The organism is Streptomyces sp. CB02366 (assembly GCF_001905905.1).
In the GTDB taxonomy this organism is placed as follows: domain Bacteria; phylum Actinomycetota; class Actinomycetes; order Streptomycetales; family Streptomycetaceae; genus Streptomyces.
Genome location: NZ_LIVT01000003.1, coordinates 780094 through 795522, shown reverse-complemented (window position 1 = coordinate 795522; position 15429 = coordinate 780094). Strand labels below are relative to the sequence as shown.

The 15429-nt window shown below is 74.4% G+C and carries 11 protein-coding genes and 1 riboswitch; of the genes, 5 read left to right on the top strand and 6 right to left on the bottom strand.

The window, feature by feature from the left end:
* Window positions 1-27 precede the first annotated feature (27 nt).
* A complete protein-coding gene (gene cbiE / locus AMK24_RS12190) occupies window positions 28-1308 on the top strand; it encodes a precorrin-6y C5,15-methyltransferase (decarboxylating) subunit CbiE (RefSeq protein ID WP_073767991.1) in 1281 nt (426 codons plus the stop codon).
* The gene (gene cobM / locus AMK24_RS12185) at window positions 1305-2054 is read left to right on the top strand and encodes a precorrin-4 C(11)-methyltransferase (RefSeq protein ID WP_073767989.1); all 750 of its coding nucleotides are present in this window, start codon (window positions 1305-1307) and stop codon (window positions 2052-2054) included. Before cbiE ends, cobM begins: the two co-directional genes overlap by 4 nt.
* Window positions 2055-2117: 63 nt before the next feature.
* On the opposite strand, the gene AMK24_RS12180 is transcribed toward cobM, so the two are convergent.
* From AMK24_RS12180 to AMK24_RS12170, 3 genes are all read right to left on the bottom strand, one after another.
* The gene (locus tag AMK24_RS12180; protein ID WP_073767987.1) at window positions 2118-2714 is read right to left on the bottom strand and encodes a hypothetical protein; all 597 of its coding nucleotides are present in this window, start codon (window positions 2712-2714) and stop codon (window positions 2118-2120) included.
* Between the two features lie 74 nt (window positions 2715-2788).
* A complete protein-coding gene (locus AMK24_RS12175) occupies window positions 2789-4012 on the bottom strand; it encodes an AAA family ATPase (RefSeq protein ID WP_073767985.1) in 1224 nt (407 codons plus the stop codon).
* Window positions 4013-4269: 257 nt separating this feature from the next.
* Window positions 4270-5427 carry a cobalt-precorrin-5B (C(1))-methyltransferase gene (locus AMK24_RS12170; RefSeq protein ID WP_073767983.1) on the bottom strand — a complete coding sequence of 386 codons (1158 nt, stop codon included), beginning with the start codon at window positions 5425-5427 and terminating at the stop codon, window positions 4270-4272.
* 22 nt (window positions 5428-5449) lie between these two features.
* On the opposite strand from AMK24_RS12170, the gene AMK24_RS12165 reads away from it, so the two are divergent.
* Window positions 5450-6217 carry a cobalt-precorrin-6A reductase gene (locus AMK24_RS12165; RefSeq protein WP_073768868.1) on the top strand — a complete coding sequence of 256 codons (768 nt, stop codon included), beginning with the start codon at window positions 5450-5452 and terminating at the stop codon, window positions 6215-6217.
* Window positions 6218-6326: 109 nt separating this feature from the next.
* Here AMK24_RS12165 and AMK24_RS12160 read toward each other — a convergent pair whose 3' ends face one another.
* The 3 genes from AMK24_RS12160 to AMK24_RS12150 form a co-directional block, all read right to left on the bottom strand.
* Window positions 6327-7844 (bottom strand): precorrin-2 C(20)-methyltransferase, encoded by a 1518-nt coding sequence (locus AMK24_RS12160; RefSeq protein ID WP_073767982.1) that lies wholly within the window; start codon window positions 7842-7844, stop codon window positions 6327-6329.
* A gap of 2 nt (window positions 7845-7846) precedes the next feature.
* Window positions 7847-8473, bottom strand: a complete 627-nt coding sequence (locus AMK24_RS12155; RefSeq protein ID WP_073767980.1) for a precorrin-8X methylmutase — start codon at window positions 8471-8473, stop codon at window positions 7847-7849.
* A gap of 78 nt (window positions 8474-8551) precedes the next feature.
* Window positions 8552-9916 carry a cobalamin biosynthesis protein CobG gene (locus AMK24_RS12150; protein WP_073768866.1) on the bottom strand — a complete coding sequence of 455 codons (1365 nt, stop codon included), beginning with the start codon at window positions 9914-9916 and terminating at the stop codon, window positions 8552-8554.
* Between the two features lie 373 nt (window positions 9917-10289).
* Window positions 10290-10372, top strand: a riboswitch (cobalamin riboswitch).
* A gap of 93 nt (window positions 10373-10465) precedes the next feature.
* On the opposite strand from AMK24_RS12150, the gene cobN reads away from it, so the two are divergent.
* A complete protein-coding gene (cobN, locus tag AMK24_RS12145) occupies window positions 10466-14071 on the top strand; it encodes a cobaltochelatase subunit CobN (RefSeq protein ID WP_073767978.1) in 3606 nt (1201 codons plus the stop codon).
* A 134-nt stretch (window positions 14072-14205) separates the two neighbouring features.
* Window positions 14206-15381 carry a hypothetical protein gene (locus AMK24_RS12140; RefSeq protein ID WP_073767976.1) on the top strand — a complete coding sequence of 392 codons (1176 nt, stop codon included), beginning with the start codon at window positions 14206-14208 and terminating at the stop codon, window positions 15379-15381.
* Window positions 15382-15429 lie beyond the last annotated feature (48 nt).

Below are 15429 nucleotides of genomic sequence, written 5' to 3'. Positions count from 1 at the left end.
CACCCCTCCGCTGATCGAGGTCCCGACGTGTCACCCGTTCCGCCGCCGGCCGCCGCTCCCCTCCACCCGGTCTCCGTCGTGGGGATCGGCGCGGACGGCTGGCCCGGCCTGTCGGGTGCGGCCCGGGAGGCGCTGGGCACGGCGGAGGTGCTGATCGGCGGGGCGCGCCAGCTGGACCTGCTCCCTCCGGAGTGCGCCGGAGCGCGGGTGGCCTGGCCGTCGCCGCTGCGGCCGGCCGTGCCCCGGTTGCTGGCCGAACACCGGGAGCGCCGGATCGCGGTGCTGGCCAGCGGGGATCCGATGTTCTACGGGATCGGGCGCGCGCTCGCCGAGGAGCTGGGGCCCGAGGGGCTGCGCGTCTTCCCCCACCCGTCCTCCGTCTCGTACGCCTGCGCCCGTCTCGGCTGGCCGCTGGAGGACACGGAGGTCGTGACGCTGGTGGGCCGTCCGGCGGCCCGGCTCGCCGCCTCCCTGTACGCGGGCCGCCGCCTGCTGGTCCTGAGCGCGGACGCGTCCACCCCCGCGGCGGTCGCCGCCCTGCTCACGGCCCGCGGATTCGGCCCGAGCCGGCTGCGGGTCCTGGAGCAGCTGGGCGGCGAGGACGAGGGGTGTGCCGAAGGGATCGCGGCACGGTGGACGCACCCGCCCGGCGACCGCCTGAACGTCGTCGCGATCGAGTGCCGGCCGTCCGCCGACGCGCTGCGGCTCGGTGCGGTCCCGGGCCTGCCGGACGAGGCGTACGAGCACGACGGCCAGCTCACCAAGCGCCATGTGCGGGCGGCCACGCTGGGCGCCCTGGCTCCCGCGCCGGGCGAACTCCTGTGGGACGTGGGAGGCGGCTCGGGCTCCATCGCCATCGAGTGGCTGCGCGCCCACCCGTCCTGCCGGGCGGTGAGCGTGGAGCGGGATCCGGTGCGGGCCGAGCGGATCGGCCGTAACGCGGAACGCCTGGGCGTCCCCGGCCTGACGGTCGTCACCGGCCCGGCCCCCGCCTCCCTGGCCGGCCTGCCCGTGCCCGACGCGGTGTTCGTCGGCGGCGGCCTGACCGCGCCCGGCCTGCTCGACGCGTGCTGGGAGGCGCTGCGCCCGGGGGGCCGGCTGGTCGCGAACACGGTGACGCTGGAGTCGGAGGCGCTGCTGGCCGAACGGCACAAGGCGTACGGCGGCGACCTGGTGCGGCTCGCGGTCGCCCACGCGGTCCCCGTCGGCGGCTTCACCGGCTGGCGGCAGGCGATGCCGGTGACGCAGTGGTCGGTGGTCAAGTCCTCGGGTTCCGGGGCGCATTCGGACAAGGGAGATCGATCATGACGGTGTACTTCATCGGCGCGGGCCCGGGGGCCGCCGACCTGATCACGGTGCGCGGCGCGCGGATCCTCGCCGCCAGCCCGGTCTGCCTGTACGCGGGCAGCCTGGTCCCGGTGGAGCTGCTGGCCGAGTGCCCGCGGGACGCCCGCCTGATCGACACGGCGAACCTGGACATCGAGCAGATCACCGCCGAACTGGTCCGCGCCCATGCGGAGGGCCACGACGTGGCGCGGCTGCACTCGGGCGACCCGTCGGTGTTCAGCGCGGTGAACGAGCAGATGAAACGCCTGGACGAGGCGGGCATCCCGTACGAAGTGGTGCCCGGCGTCCCCGCGTTCGCGGCGGCGGCGGCGGCGCTCAAGCGCGAGCTGACCGTTCCGACGGTCGGCCAGACGGTGATCCTGACCCGTATCGCCCAGCGGGCCACGGCGATGCCGGAGGGCGAGGACCTGGCGACGCTGGGCCGCAGCGGCGCGCTGATCGTGCTGCACCTGGCGGCGCGGTACGTGGACCGGGTGGTGGCGGAACTCCTCCCGCACTACGGGGCGGACTGCCCGGCGGCGGTCGTGGCGATGGCGTCCCGCCCGGACGAGATCATTCTGCGGGGCCCGCTGGACTCGATCGCCGAGCAGGTGAAGGCGGCCGGGGTGATCCGGACGGCGGTCATCATGGTCGGCCGGACGCTGGGCGCGGAACAGTTCCGCGACAGCCACCTGTACGCGGTGGGGCGGGACCGGGGGGAGTGCTGACGGGCCGAGCCCGGACAGGCCCGCGTCTTGGTTCTTCCGACTCGGCGGACCGCAGGACCGGCGTCAGCGTCCTGGCGGACGGGGGGCTTCCCAGCCGCGGATGTCCGTGATGAATTCCTGGTAGGAACGGTTCGAGCCCTCGGGCTTGTCGAGCAGTCCCTGTGCCAGAGCCGCAGACACGATCTCCGGTCCGTCGCTCTCCCGGAAGCGTGGGCTCGTGAGGAGACCTTCCAGGTCCTCCTTCGGCGTCCGGCGCCGCCCGCTGTCCTTGCCTTTCCACGTCGCCGGAATCTTCCAGGAAGACCGGTGCAGCGTAAATGCCTTCGGGAAGAGGAGAAGCCAGGCTTCGGATTCGGCGGCGGCGAGCGCGTATACGGAGGAGGCGGTGCCGGCTGCCTTGCCCAACGCGGCCGAAACGGCCTTGCGCGCCGCGTCGTAGGCAGGCCCGGGGCAGGAGTCCATGTCCTCGTGTACGGCGATCCCGACGAAGTCGCCCGCCTTCAGGCGGGCCTTGCCGCGGGCCTTGCTGACCAGAGTGCTCGCGGCCATAGCCAGGTCGGGACCCGACTTCTTCCGCAACCGCACCGGGTCGGTGATCTCGGTGAGGGTGACGGCGGACGCGAGATCGGGATGTGCGGCCTTGATGAAAGCAGCGAGCATGCGGCGGTCGTTCGCACTCTCGCCCGCGAGGACGACGACCCCTCGGTTCGACGGCTTGTGCGTCCGTCGGCGACTCACAGTTCGTCCTCCGTCAGGTCGCCCCCCAGCACACCGGAGAACCACAGCTCACCGAGAGGCTGATCGCCCGTCTCCGCGACGATCGTCCGGATCTCGTCCGTTGTCAGAGCGGGAATGATGGACGCACCGTCGTCATCCCGGTCGCACACGATGAACTCGTGGGGCTCCAACCGGTCGACGAGTGCCGGGGAGTGGGTCGCCACGATGAACTGCGTGCGGGCCGATGCCTCCCTCATGCGTTCCACGATGAGTTCGAGCGCTTGGGGGTGAAGACCGTGGTCGATCTCTTCGACACAGGTCAGGGCGGGGGGGTGCGGATCGTAGAGCATCGCCAGCAGGCCCAGGAGACGTACCGTTCCGAACGAGGCGTCGGCCAGGGGGGTGGGCCGTCGCAGACCGCGTTCGCGGAGTACCACCGCCAGCCGGTCCGCGAAGCCGCCGACCTGCTCGAACTCGATGGCGTCCAACTGCGGGAGAATGCGGCGCGCATCACTGGTCAGATGGTCCCAGCGCTCCTCGTTCGTGCTGAGCCGGATCAGGAACGCCGCCAGATTCTCCGCGCGCGGTTCCAGGCGCCCGGCGTTGATCGAGTGGGTGCGCGTGGGCTGCCGGGCCGCGGTCACGTCCACATCGAAGACCCTGAAGGACGACAGACGGTCCGCGACTCTCGTCACTTCTTCCCCGCCGTCGCTCCGCCCCAAGCGGGGCAGGGTGGACAGACCGCTGCTCAGCCGTTGGATTCCGAACTTTCCCCCGTCGGACTCGCGGCCGGCTCGCCGGTCCACGACTCGGGCCTCATCGCCGGAAATGGTGATGCGACGCCCTCGTCCTTGAGTCCGCTTGAACTGGAAGCTCTCCTGACGCGACAAGGTGTAGGCATCGCGGTTTCCGGGTGAGGAGCGCCGACGAATGATCAGCGAGTACTCGTCCGGGGCTTTCGCGCTCGCATGCGTCGTCCAGTCCGCTTTGAGTTTGATGGCCATGGAAGTCGGTACTTTGTCGCCGCCCCAGAAGGCCACTTCGTCGAACCCGCCGCGCTCGTCGAGCGCGGGCTGCAGGTCGGTGCGGATGATCGCCGCGAGGAAGTCGAACACCTTGAGTACGTTCGATTTGCCCACGCCGTTCGGGCCCACGAGGACGGTGAGCGGCCCGAGGGGGATCGTCACATCGCGAAGGCTGCGGAAGTTTTCGACATGCAGTTCCAGAAGGCGGCCGGGCATGGGATGAACCTATCGGGTAGCAGCTCGCCGGGCGGCGCAAGTGCCCTGACAGGGGCGAAACCGCCTCGGGAGGACAGCGTCCAGCCTCATGGGCCCAGATGGCAACAGCCTCTGCGCAGCGTAGACCGTATGACTGACACCTTCTGGGGCGTGAAGCATCGCCATCGGCCTCCGCATCGCCCTCCCCCTCGTGCTGCACGCGTGCTGTACGCCGCGCCGCCCGGCGCCCGCCCGGCCATACACCGGACCGCGGCCCCCTACCCCCTCCCCACCACCGCCCCCGCCCGGTCGATACAGATCACGTCCACCGCGACCGGGGCGCCCCGCAGGACCGCCAGGGCCTCGTCGCGGGCGCGGGAGGCCACCAGGTCGCCCAGGGGGACACCCGCCGCCTCGCACAGGCGCAGGGCCTCCAGGCCCGTGTTGGCGGTGGCGATCCTCGACGCCAGGCCGTCGTCGGCGCCGCCCCGGCGGGCCAGGTCGGCGAGGAAGGGCTTGTCCACCTGGGAGCGGGCCGAGTGGAGGTCCAGGTGGCCCGCCGCGAGCTTGGAGAGCTTGGCGAAGCCGCCGCAGATCGTGAGGCGGTCGACCGGGTGCCGGCGTACGTACTTCAGGACCGCGCCCGCGAAGTCGCCCATGTCCAACAGCGCGATCTCCGGCAGCCCGTACTCCGCGGCCACCGTCCGCTCCGAGGTCGAGCCCGTGCAGCCCGCCACATGGGTCAGGCCCGCCGCCCTCGCCACGTCCACGCCCCGGCGGATCGAGTCGATCCACGCCGAACAGGAGTAGGGGACGACCACCCCCGTCGTGCCGAGGATCGACAGGCCGCCGAGGATGCCGAGGCGCCCGTTCCAGGTGGAGCGGGCGATCTCCTCGCCGTGGTCGACCGAGAGCGTGATCTCCACGTCGCCCGCCGCGCCGTGCTCCGCCGCCACCCGCTCGACGTGCTCGCGCATCAACCGGCGCGGCACCGGGTTCACCGCCGGCTCCCCGACCTCCAGCGGCAGGCCGGGCAGGGTGACCGTGCCCACGCCCGGGCCCGCCCGGAACACCACCCCGGACCCGGGCGGCAGCCTCCGCACCGTCGAACGCACCAGCGCCCCGTGCGTCACGTCCGGGTCGTCGCCCGCGTCCTTCACCACCCCGGCGGTCGCCGCCTCCCGCCCGGCCGCCAGCTCCTCCACCGCCAGCGCGAACGCGGGCGTCAGCCCCTTCGGCAGCGTGATGGTCACCGGGTCCGGGAAGTCGCCGGTCAGCAGGGCCGTGTACGCGGCCGTCGTCGCCGCCGTCGCACAGGCGCCGGTCGTCCAGCCGGGGCGCAGGCCGGTGTGTTTGAGTTGGGCACGGCGACCGCCCTCGGGCCCGCCGCCCGCCGCGGCCGTACCGCCGTCCACGCCCCACGCCTCAGCGTTCATGAAAGAGTCCGTTCCGACGATGATGCACGTTCTCGTACTGGGGGGAACCACCGAGGCCCGCCGGCTGGCCGAGGCCCTGACCGGCAACCATGCCGGTGACCGGCGCGTCCGGGTCACCTCCTCGCTCGCCGGGCGGGTCGCCGCGCCCCGCCTGCCGCCCGGCGACGTGCGGGTCGGCGGATTCGGGGGGCCCGGCGGGCTCGCGGCGTGGCTCCGCGAACACCGGGTCGACGCGCTCGTCGATGCCACCCACCCCTTCGCCGCGACCATGAGCCGGAACGCGGCCGAGGCCGCCGCTCAGACCCATGTTCCCCTCCTCGCCCTCCGCCGGCCCGGCTGGGCCGCCCGGGACGGCGACCGCTGGCACTCCGCCGGAACGCTCGCCGAGGCCGCCGGGCTGCTGCCCGCCCTCGGCACACGGGTCTTCCTCACCACCGGGCGGATGGGGCTCGCCGCCTTCGCGGGGGCGGACCTCGACCCCCTGTGGTTCCTCGTGCGCTCCGTCGACGCCCCCGAGCCGCCCTGCCCGGCCCGGACGGAAGTCCTGCTCGACCGGGGTCCGTTCACCCTCGACGGGGAGCGGGAGCTCCTCCGCCGCCACCGGATCGACGTACTGGTGACCAAGGACAGCGGCGGGGACGCCACCGCGCCCAAGCTCACCGCCGCCCGCGAGGCCGGGATTCCCGTCGTCGTGGTCCGGCGGCCACCGGTACCGGAAGGGGTGCCGGTGGCCGCGACACCCGAGGAGGCCGTGGCCTGGCTGGGCGAGAGGCCCTGCGCCTCCGGGTAGCGGCGCCGCTGCTCGGATGCGGTGCTACGCCTCCGGGCAGCGGCACGGGTCCACGCCTGTGGACAACGGCGCCGCCTCCGGACGCGGCCCTACGCCTCCGGACGCGGCCCTACGCCTCCGGGTAGCGGCGCGGCGTCCACACGACCGTTTCACCGTCCTCGCCCCGCCGCACCCACCGGGTCTGCGACGACCCCACGATCAGCAGCGTCCGCATGTCCACCTCCGCCGGGTCCAGATCGGCCAGCCGCACCGTACGCACGGACTCCGTCGGGCCGCCCACGTCCCGCGCCAGCACCACCGGCGTGTCCGGCGAACGGTGCTCCAGCAGCAGGTCGCGGGCCTGGCCGACCTGACGCGTACGGGACTTCGAGCCCGGGTTGTACAGCGCCAGCACCAGGTCCGCCGAGGCCGCCGCGCGCAACCGCTCCGCGATGACCTCCCACGGCTTGAGCCGGTCCGAGAGCGAGATCGTGGCGTAGTCGTGGCCCAGCGGGGCGCCCGCGCGGGCCGCCGCGGCGTTGGCCGCGGTGACGCCGGGCAGGACCCGGACGGGGACGTCCGCGTACGCCTCCTGGGAGGCCGCCTCCAGGACCGCCGTCGCCATCGCGAAGACCCCGGGGTCGCCGCCCGATACCACCGCGACCCGGTGGCCGCGCCGCGCCAGGTCCAGGGCGAACTCGGCGCGCTCCGCCTCCACCTTGTTGTCCGAACCGTGCCGCGCCTGGCCCGGGCGGACCGGCACCCGGTCCAGATAGGTGGTGTACCCGACCAGGTCGTCGGCGGCGGCGAGCGCCCCGCGCGTCTCGGGCGTCAGCCACAGCGGTCCCGCCGGCCCGGTGCCGACGACCACGACCTCGCCGCCCGAGGAGGGGACGGGGCGCGGCGCGTCCACCCGGCTCGGCAGCACCGCCACCGAGAAGTACGGCACCGACGCCGGGTCGATGTCCGCCAGTTCGCCCGTGCGCTCCCCGGCCATCGTCGCCCGCTCCACGTAGCGGGCCTCGGCCAGCCGCCCCGACGCCTCGAACGCCCCGCGCACCGCCGGGAACGTCCGCCCCAGCTTCATCACCACCGCCGTGTCCGTGGCGGCGAGACGGGCCGTCAGCTCCTCCTCGGGCAGCGTGCCGGGCAGGATCGTGAGGATCTCCTCGCCCTCCACGAGCGGGGTGCCGAGCCGGGCCGCCGCCGCGCTGACGGACGTCACGCCCGGGATGACCTCGGTGGCGTACCGGTCGGCCAGCCGCTTGTGCATGTGCATGTACGAGCCGTAGAACATCGGGTCGCCCTCGGCGAGGACCGCGACGGTCCGCCCGGCGTCCAGGTGCGCCGCGAGGCGGGCCGCGGCCTTCTCGTAGAACTCCTCCAACGCGCCCCGGTAGCCGCCCGGATGGTCGGTGGTCTCCGTCGTGACGGGGTAGACCAGGGGTTCCTCGATGTGGTCGGACCGCAGGTGCTCCGCCGCGATGGACCGGGCGATCGAGCGGCCGTGCCGGGCGCTGTGGTACGCGACGACGTCCGCCTCGCCGATGGCCCGGACGGCCCGCAGCGTCATCAGGTTCGGGTCGCCGGGGCCGAGGCCGACGCCGTAGAGCCGGCCCGCGCCGGTGCCGTTCAACGGAGAAGTCACCGCTACTCCTCCTCGCTCGCGATGGCGTTGAGCGCCGCCGCCGCTATCGCACTGCCGCCGCGCCGGCCCCGGACGATCAGGTGCTCCAGGCCCGAAGCGTGCTCGGCCAGGGCCTCCTTGGACTCCATCGCGCCGACGAAGCCGACCGGGACGCCGATGACGGCGGCCGGGCGGGGGGCGCCCTCCTCGACCATCTCCAGCAGCCGGAACAGGGCGGTCGGCGCGTTGCCCACGGCCACGACCGCGCCCTCCATCCGGTCCCGCCACAGCTCCAGGGCCGCCGCGCTGCGGGTCGTGCCCATCTTCGCGGCCAACTCCGGCACGGACGGGTCGGAGAGCGTGCACACCACGTCGTTGCCGGCGGGCAGCCGCTTGCGGGTGACCCCGCTGGCCACCATCGCCACGTCGCAGAGGATCGGCGCACCCGCGCGCAGGGCGGCGCGGGCGTCGGCCACGACGTTCGGCGAGAACGCGAGGTCGCGTACGAGGTCGACCATGCCGCAGGCGTGGATCATCCGGACGGCGACCTGGCTGACGTCGGCGGGCAGCCCGGCCAGATCCGCCTCCGCGCGGATGGTGGCGAAGGACTGGCGGTAGATCGCCGGTCCGTCCTTCTCGTACTGGTGCACAGTGCTGTCGCTTTCTTCTGCCGGTGGAGGGTCGGTCTGCATGGGGTCTACGGGTGGCCCACAGGGGGCCACGGCTGCTCAGGCGCGGGCGGCGGCCACCGCTGCCGCGCGTGCTTCCGGATCGGCGCGGACCGTCCGCGGCGGATCCCGCCGCTCTCCCCGCACGTGGGAGATGCGGTGCCCGTCCGGGGTGGCGACCACGTCGATCCACTCCCCGTGGGGGTGGCCGCAGCGGCGTTCGCAGCCGGACCAGTACACAGGGAGCCGCCCGACCGGTCCGACGGCGGCCCCCGCTTGGGCGCGCACGTCGGCCAGCGACTTCGCGCAGCCGGGACGGCCGATGCAGGCGCCGACGCCGGTCCACGGGGAGTCGGGGGAGGCGATCAGCCCGGCCGCCCCCAGAGCGCGGAGCGCGTCGGCCGCCCCGGCGCCGGGGAAGGGGCCGGGGACGACGATCCCCCGCCAGGGGGTGAGCCGCAGCTCGCCGCCGTGCCGCCGGGCCGTCGTGGTGAGCAGCCGCCACTGGGCGGGGGTGAGCCGCCCCAGGGGAACGTGGACGCTGATCGCGGTGACGGGGCCTCGCGGGGCCGGGGCCGCAGTGCCGTCCGCGGCCGGGGCCGGGGCCGGGGCCGGGGCCGCGGGGGCGGGCCCGGCCGGTGTGCCGGGACCGTGCGGGCCCGGGGCGGGGGGCGTCGCCGTGCGCGGACGGGGGCGGTGCACGGCCGGGCCGGCCGACGCGGCGACGGCGCCCGCCAGCTCCGCCCGTACGTCCTCGGGCAGGTCGCTCACGCGCCAGGCGCCGGAGTCCCGGGCGGCCCGGAGGAACGCCTCGGCGGCGGACAGCGCGGCGCGCGGGCCCGCCCCGGCCGGAACCCGGAACACCGCGTCCCCCGCCCCGACCCGCAGGAGGAAGCCGTCGCCGTCCGCGATCAGGGTCACGTCCGCGCCGAGCGCGTCCACGTCACCGTGCCCCGCGTCCAGGGCGAAGAGGAAGCGGCCGGAGAGCCGCGCCGCGGCCGGGCTCGCGCACACCAGCCGGTCCAGCTCGGCCAGATGCTCCCCGAGCGCGGGCGAACCGTCGAGCCCGGCGAGCGGGGAGGCCACGATGTTGCGGGCCCGCTCGTGGGCGGCGGACGGCAGCAGCCCGGCGGCTGCCAGCAGCTCGGCGAGCCCGCCGCCGCACTCAGCGTCGAGGCCGCGCAGCTGGACGTTGCCCCGCGAGGTGAGGTGCAGTTCGCCGTCCCCGAACCGGTCGGCCGCCGCGAGCAGGGCGTCCGCGCCGTCCGCGCCCAGCACCCCGCCGGGGATCCGCACCCGGGCCAGCGCACCGTCGTCGGCCCGGTGCAGCCGCAGCGTCCCCGGGCAGGCGTCGCCGCCGTCGCGGGGGGCCGGGCCGCCCGGGGAAAGGGGCGAGGGGGCGGAATCGGGCATGGCGGCGAGCATACCGACCGCGCCCATCCGATCGGCGGGCCCGCTCCTGTGACCTGGAGGACAGTGATCAGGGCTCCGGGGCCGCCCGAGGGCCGGGCCGCCCGGGCACGGATCGCCGCCCCCCCGGGCAGGCCCTCCGCTCCCCCGCCCTCTGCCCCGGCAGGTCACCGCTCCCGGAACAGGCCACCGCTCCCATGCCCTCTGTCCCGGAACAGGCCACCGCTCCCGGAACAGGTCGCCGCTCCCGGAACAGGCCACCGCCTCCGGCACGAGCCGCCGCCCCCGGCACAGGTCACCGCCCCCCGCCCTCTGCCCCGCCCCCGCCCCGCCGCTTAGGATGCAGGCGGTGGTCCGTTCAGGCCGCCATCGCCAGACGGCGACAGGGGAGGAAGCCCGGTGAGATTCCGGCGCGGTCCCGCCACTGTGAGTCCGGTCGCCGCCCCCGGCTGCCGGACGAGTCAGGAACTCCCTTCCCCGAGCACCCGGCCCCCCGCCGGGCCGCCGGGGAGACCCTCCGACACCGCCCGGGGCGTGGACACCCCGAGGAAGGCCTGACGCAGCATGATCCTGCTCCTGTCGACGTCCGACACCGACCTCCTGAGCGCCCGCGCATCCGAGGGGCCCGTCAGCTACCGGTACGCCAACCCCTCCCGCATCGACCTCGACGCCCTTCCGGAGCTGCTGGACGGCGCCGACCTCGTCGTCGTACGGCTCCTCGGCGGCGTACGGGCCTGGCAGGAGGGGCTGGACGCGGTGCTGGCCACCGGCCGCCCCGTCGTCGTGCTGACCGGTGAACAGGCCCCCGACGCCCAGCTGATGGCCGCCTCCACCGTGCCGATCGGGATCGCCGCCGAGTCGCACGCCTACCTCGCGCACGGCGGGCCCGCCAACCTGGAACAGCTCGCCCGGTTCCTCTCCGACACCGTCCTGCTGACCGGCCACGGCTTCGAACCGCCCGCCCCGGCCCCCGCGTGGGGCCCGCTGGAGCGGGAGGCCCGCCCGGTGGCCGAGGACGCGCCGACCGTCGCCGTCCTCTACTACCGCGCCCACCACATGAGCGGGAACACCGCGTTCGTGGACGCCCTGTGCACGGCGGTCGAGGAGGCCGGGGGCCGCCCGCTCCCGCTGTACGTCGCCTCCCTCCGTACGCCGGAGGACGAGCTGATCGAGACGCTGCGCGCCGCCGACGCCATCGTCACCACCGTCCTCGCGGCGGGCGGCACCAAGCCCGCCGAGGCGTCGGCCGGCGGCGACGACGAGTCGTGGGACGCGGGGGCGCTGACCCGGCTCGACGTGCCGATCCTCCAGGCGCTCTGCCTGACCAGCCCGCGCAGCGCCTGGGAGGAGAACGACGAGGGCGTGTCCCCGCTGGACGCGGCCACCCAGATCGCGGTGCCGGAGTTCGACGGCCGCCTGATCACCGTTCCGTTCTCCTTCAAGGAGATCGACGAGGACGGGCTCCCGGCGTACGTCCCCGACGCCGAGCGGGCCGCCCGGGTCGCCGGGATCGCCGTACGCCACGCGAAGCTGCGGACCATCCCGAACGCGGAGAAGAAGATCGCGCTGGTGCTGTCGGCCTACCCGACCAAGCACTCCCGCATCGGCAACGCGGTCGGCCTCGACACCCCCGCCAGCGCCGTCGCCCTGCTGCGCCGACTGCGCGCCGAGGGCTACGACTTCGGCCCCGAGGAGGACATCCCGGGCCTGGTCTCCGGCGACGGCGACGAGCTGATCTACGCCCTCATCGAGGCGGGCGGCCACGACCAGGAGTGGCTGACCGAGGAGCAGTTGGCGAAGAACCCGGTCCGCATCCCGGCCGCCGACTACCGCCGCTGGTTCGCCCGGCTCCCCGAGGAGCTGCGCACCGCCGTGGAGGAGCACTGGGGCCCCGCCCCCGGCGAGATGTTCGTGGACCGGTCCGCCAACCCGGAGGGCGACATCGTCCTCGCCGCCCTGCGGCGCGGCAACCTCCTCGTCCTCATCCAGCCGCCGCGCGGCTTCGGCGAGAACCCGATCGCGATCTACCACGACCCCGACCTGCCGCCCTCCCACCACTACCTGGCCGCCTACCGCTGGATCGCCGCCTCCCCCGAGGACAACGGCTTCGGCGCGGACGCCATGATCCACCTGGGCAAGCACGGCAACCTGGAGTGGCTGCCCGGCAAGAACGCCGGGCTCTCCGCCGCCTGCGGCCCCGACGCCGCCCTCGGCGACCTCCCCCTCGTCTACCCGTTCCTGGTGAACGACCCGGGCGAGGGCACGCAGGCCAAGCGCCGCGTCCACGCCACGCTGATCGACCACCTGGTGCCGCCGATGGCCCGCGCCGACAGCTACGGCGACATCGCCCGGCTGGAGCAGCTCCTCGACGAGCACGCGCAGATCGCCGCCATGGACCCGGCGAAGCTGCCCGCGATCCGCGCGCAGATCTGGACGCTGATCCAGGCCGCGAAGCTCGACCACGACCTCGGGGTGGAGGACCGCCCGGAGGACGAGGGCTTCGACGACTTCATCATGCATCTCGACGGCTGGCTCTGCGAGATCAAGGACGTCCAGATCCGCGACGGCCTGCACGTCCTGGGCAACCCGCCCGCCGGGAACGACCGGGTCAACCTGGTCCTGGCCGTGCTCCGCGCCCGCCAGATCTGGGGCGGCACGGCTTCCCTCCCCGGCCTGCGCGAGGCGCTCGGCCTCGACGAGTCGGCGGCCGTCCGCACCGACGCCGACGCGGTCGAGGAGCAGGCCCGCGCCCTGGTCCAGGCGATGGACGACGCGGACTGGGACCCTGCGGCCGTAGCGGAGGTCGCCGCCGGCCTCCCCGGCGCCGTGGCGGACATCCTCACCTTCGCGGCCACCGAGGTCGTCCCGCGCATGGCGGCCACGACCGACGAACTCACCCACGCCGTCCACGCGTTGAACGGCGGATTCGTCCCGGCGGGCCCCTCCGGCTCCCCGCTCCGCGGCCTGGTCAACGTCCTCCCCACCGGCCGCAACTTCTACTCGGTGGACCCGAAGGCCGTCCCCTCCAAGCTGGCCTGGGAAACGGGCCAGGCCCTGGCGGAATCCTTGTTGACCCGCTACCGGACCGACAACGGCGACTGGCCCACCTCGGTCGGCCTCTCCCTCTGGGGCACCAGCGCGATGCGCACGGCGGGCGACGACATCGCGGAAGCCTTCGCGCTGCTCGGCATCCGCCCCGTCTGGGACGACGCCTCGCGCCGCGTGACCGGCCTGGAGCCCATTCCGTACGAGGAGTTGGGCCGCCCCCGCATCGACGTGACGCTCCGCATCTCGGGGTTCTTCCGGGACGCCTTCCCGCACACGGTGGGACTGCTCGACGACGCCGTACGGCTGGCGGCCTCGCTGGACGAGCCGGCCGAGCGGAACCACGTACGGGCGCACACCCAGGCCGACCTGGCCGAGCACGGCGACGAACGCCGGGCCACCACCCGTATCTTCGGCTCCCGCCCCGGAACGTACGGCGCGGGCCTCCTCCAGCTCATCGACTCCCGCGACTGGCGCACCGACGCCGACCTCGCCGAGGTCTACACGGTGTGGGGCGGCTACGCCTACGGCCGCGAGCTGAACGGCCGCCCGGCCCGTGCGGAGATGGAGAGCGCCTACCAGCGCATCGAGGTCGCCGCCAAGAACACCGACACCCGCGAGCACGACATCGCGGACTCCGACGACTACTTCCAGTACCACGGCGGCATGGTGGCCACCGTCCGCGCGCTCAAGGGCACCGCCCCGGAGGCGTACATCGGGGACTCCACCCGCCCCGAGTCCGTCCGCACCCGCACCCTGGTCGAGGAGACGTCCCGCGTCTTCCGCGCCCGCGTCGTCAACCCCAAGTGGATCGCGGCGATGCGCCGCCACGGCTACAAGGGCGCGTTCGAGCTGGCGGCCACGGTGGACTACCTCTTCGGGTACGACGCCACGACCGGCGTCGTCGCCGACTGGATGTACGACAAGCTCACCGAGGCGTACGTGCTCGACCCGGAGAACAAGCAGTTCCTCCAGGAGGCCAACCCCTGGGCGCTGCACGGCATCGCGGAACGCCTGCTGGAGGCCGAGTCGCGCGGCATGTGGGCCAAGCCGGACCCGGCGGTGCTGGAAGCGCTGCGCCAGGTCTACCTGGAGACGGAAGGAAACCTGGAGGGCGAGGACTGACCCCCGGTCCGCCGCGCCGGCCCCGGCGGGCGGCGCGGGACCGCCCGAACCGTATTTCTTCCGCAGGGCCCTGCCCCGGGATTTCTTCCGCAGGGCCCTGCCCCGGTCGGCCCCCGACCGGCACAATCACGGTCATGGGGACAACGGGGCAGGGGCCGGCCGCGCAGGACGCGGCCGAGGCCGACGGGCTTGCCGTGCGCGGGCGTTCGACGGCGAAGGCGATCTTTTCCGGGCTGCGTCTGACCTTCACCTCGGGAGCGGTCGGGGCGGCGGTCGCGGCGCTCGTGGTCGGCGTGATCCTGGAACGGGTTCCGGTCTTCCTCTCCGGCGGCGGGGCCCTGCTCCTCCTGATCCTGATCGGCTTCATCACCGGGCGCCGGCCCTCCGGACCGGCCGAGCCGCCGGTCACCCGGACCGCCCTCGCCCGGATCGAGGACCTGCGGGCCACGAGCGGCGAATCGGCCGACGTACCGGTGACGTTCTGGCTGACGGTCGCACCGGAGCCGGAGGACGGCCGTTCCGCGTACCGGGTGAAGTTCGACCAGCACATCAACCTGGTCGACATCCCCGCCTACCGGCCGCGCGGCATCGCGGTGGTGGAGTACCGCCCGGCCGAGCCCTGGGAGGTGCGGATCGTCACCCGCCCGACCCCGGAGTGGAGCCGTCGGGCCGAGGAGGCGGAGATCGACTCCGCGCCCGCGTCCACGCTGGTGGAGAATCCGGGGCCGAGCGAGGGCGCCTGGTGCGTGCTGGTGCTCGTCGCGTTCCTGGCGGGCGCGGCGCTGGTGGTGCTGCTCTTCCGGGGTGAACTGTTCACGCGGGAGGACGACGCGGCGCCCTCCTCGAAGCAGCCCTCCGTCACGTCGTCGGCCTCCGCCTCCGTCTCCGTGTCCCGGCGGTTCACCACGTCCACCACGGTCTCCGGGCCCTCCACCTCGCTGCTGGTCCTGGGCCGGATGAGGGAGACGGCCACGAAGCTGGCGCACCGGGCGGACGCCTCGGACGTCACCGCGATCTCCATCCAGGAGCGCCGGATGGAGATCCGCGGTGACCTCGCCCGCCCGCCCGCCGAGACGTTCCACGTCCAGATGCTCCCGTACGAACTGTTCCCCGCCCTGGTCCGCGAGGCCCGCACGACGCTCGGCGTCCGCGCCCCCAAGAGCTGGCGCATCGACGTGACCCCGGACCCCGGCACAGGCCCCCGGATCCGGGTCACGGTCACCGGCGAGGAGGGCACCGCCCACCTGGACGCGGACGCCACGGCCCGGATCGTGGACCGGCGGCCGGTGGGGGAGGGGGGCCGGGGGTGACCCGGCGGGGGCGGCGCGCCTTATGCGGTGGCGTCCGTTGCCCCAGCC

Coding starts and splice junctions, on each gene's coding strand:
- cobM (WP_073767989.1), top strand. CDS start 1,305: ATGACGGTGTACTTCATCGGCGCGGGCCCGGGGGCCGCCGACCTGATC.
- AMK24_RS12180 (WP_073767987.1), bottom strand. CDS start 2,714: ATGCTCGCTGCTTTCATCAAGGCCGCACATCCCGATCTCGCGTCCGCC.
- AMK24_RS12175 (WP_073767985.1), bottom strand. CDS start 4,012: ATGCCCGGCCGCCTTCTGGAACTGCATGTCGAAAACTTCCGCAGCCTT.
- AMK24_RS12170 (WP_073767983.1), bottom strand. CDS start 5,427: ATGAACGCTGAGGCGTGGGGCGTGGACGGCGGTACGGCCGCGGCGGGC.
- AMK24_RS12165 (WP_073768868.1), top strand. CDS start 5,450: ATGCACGTTCTCGTACTGGGGGGAACCACCGAGGCCCGCCGGCTGGCC.
- AMK24_RS12150 (WP_073768866.1), bottom strand. CDS start 9,916: ATGCTCGCCGCCATGCCCGATTCCGCCCCCTCGCCCCTTTCCCCGGGC.
- cobN (WP_073767978.1), top strand. CDS start 10,466: ATGATCCTGCTCCTGTCGACGTCCGACACCGACCTCCTGAGCGCCCGC.
- AMK24_RS12140 (WP_073767976.1), top strand. CDS start 14,206: ATGGGGACAACGGGGCAGGGGCCGGCCGCGCAGGACGCGGCCGAGGCC.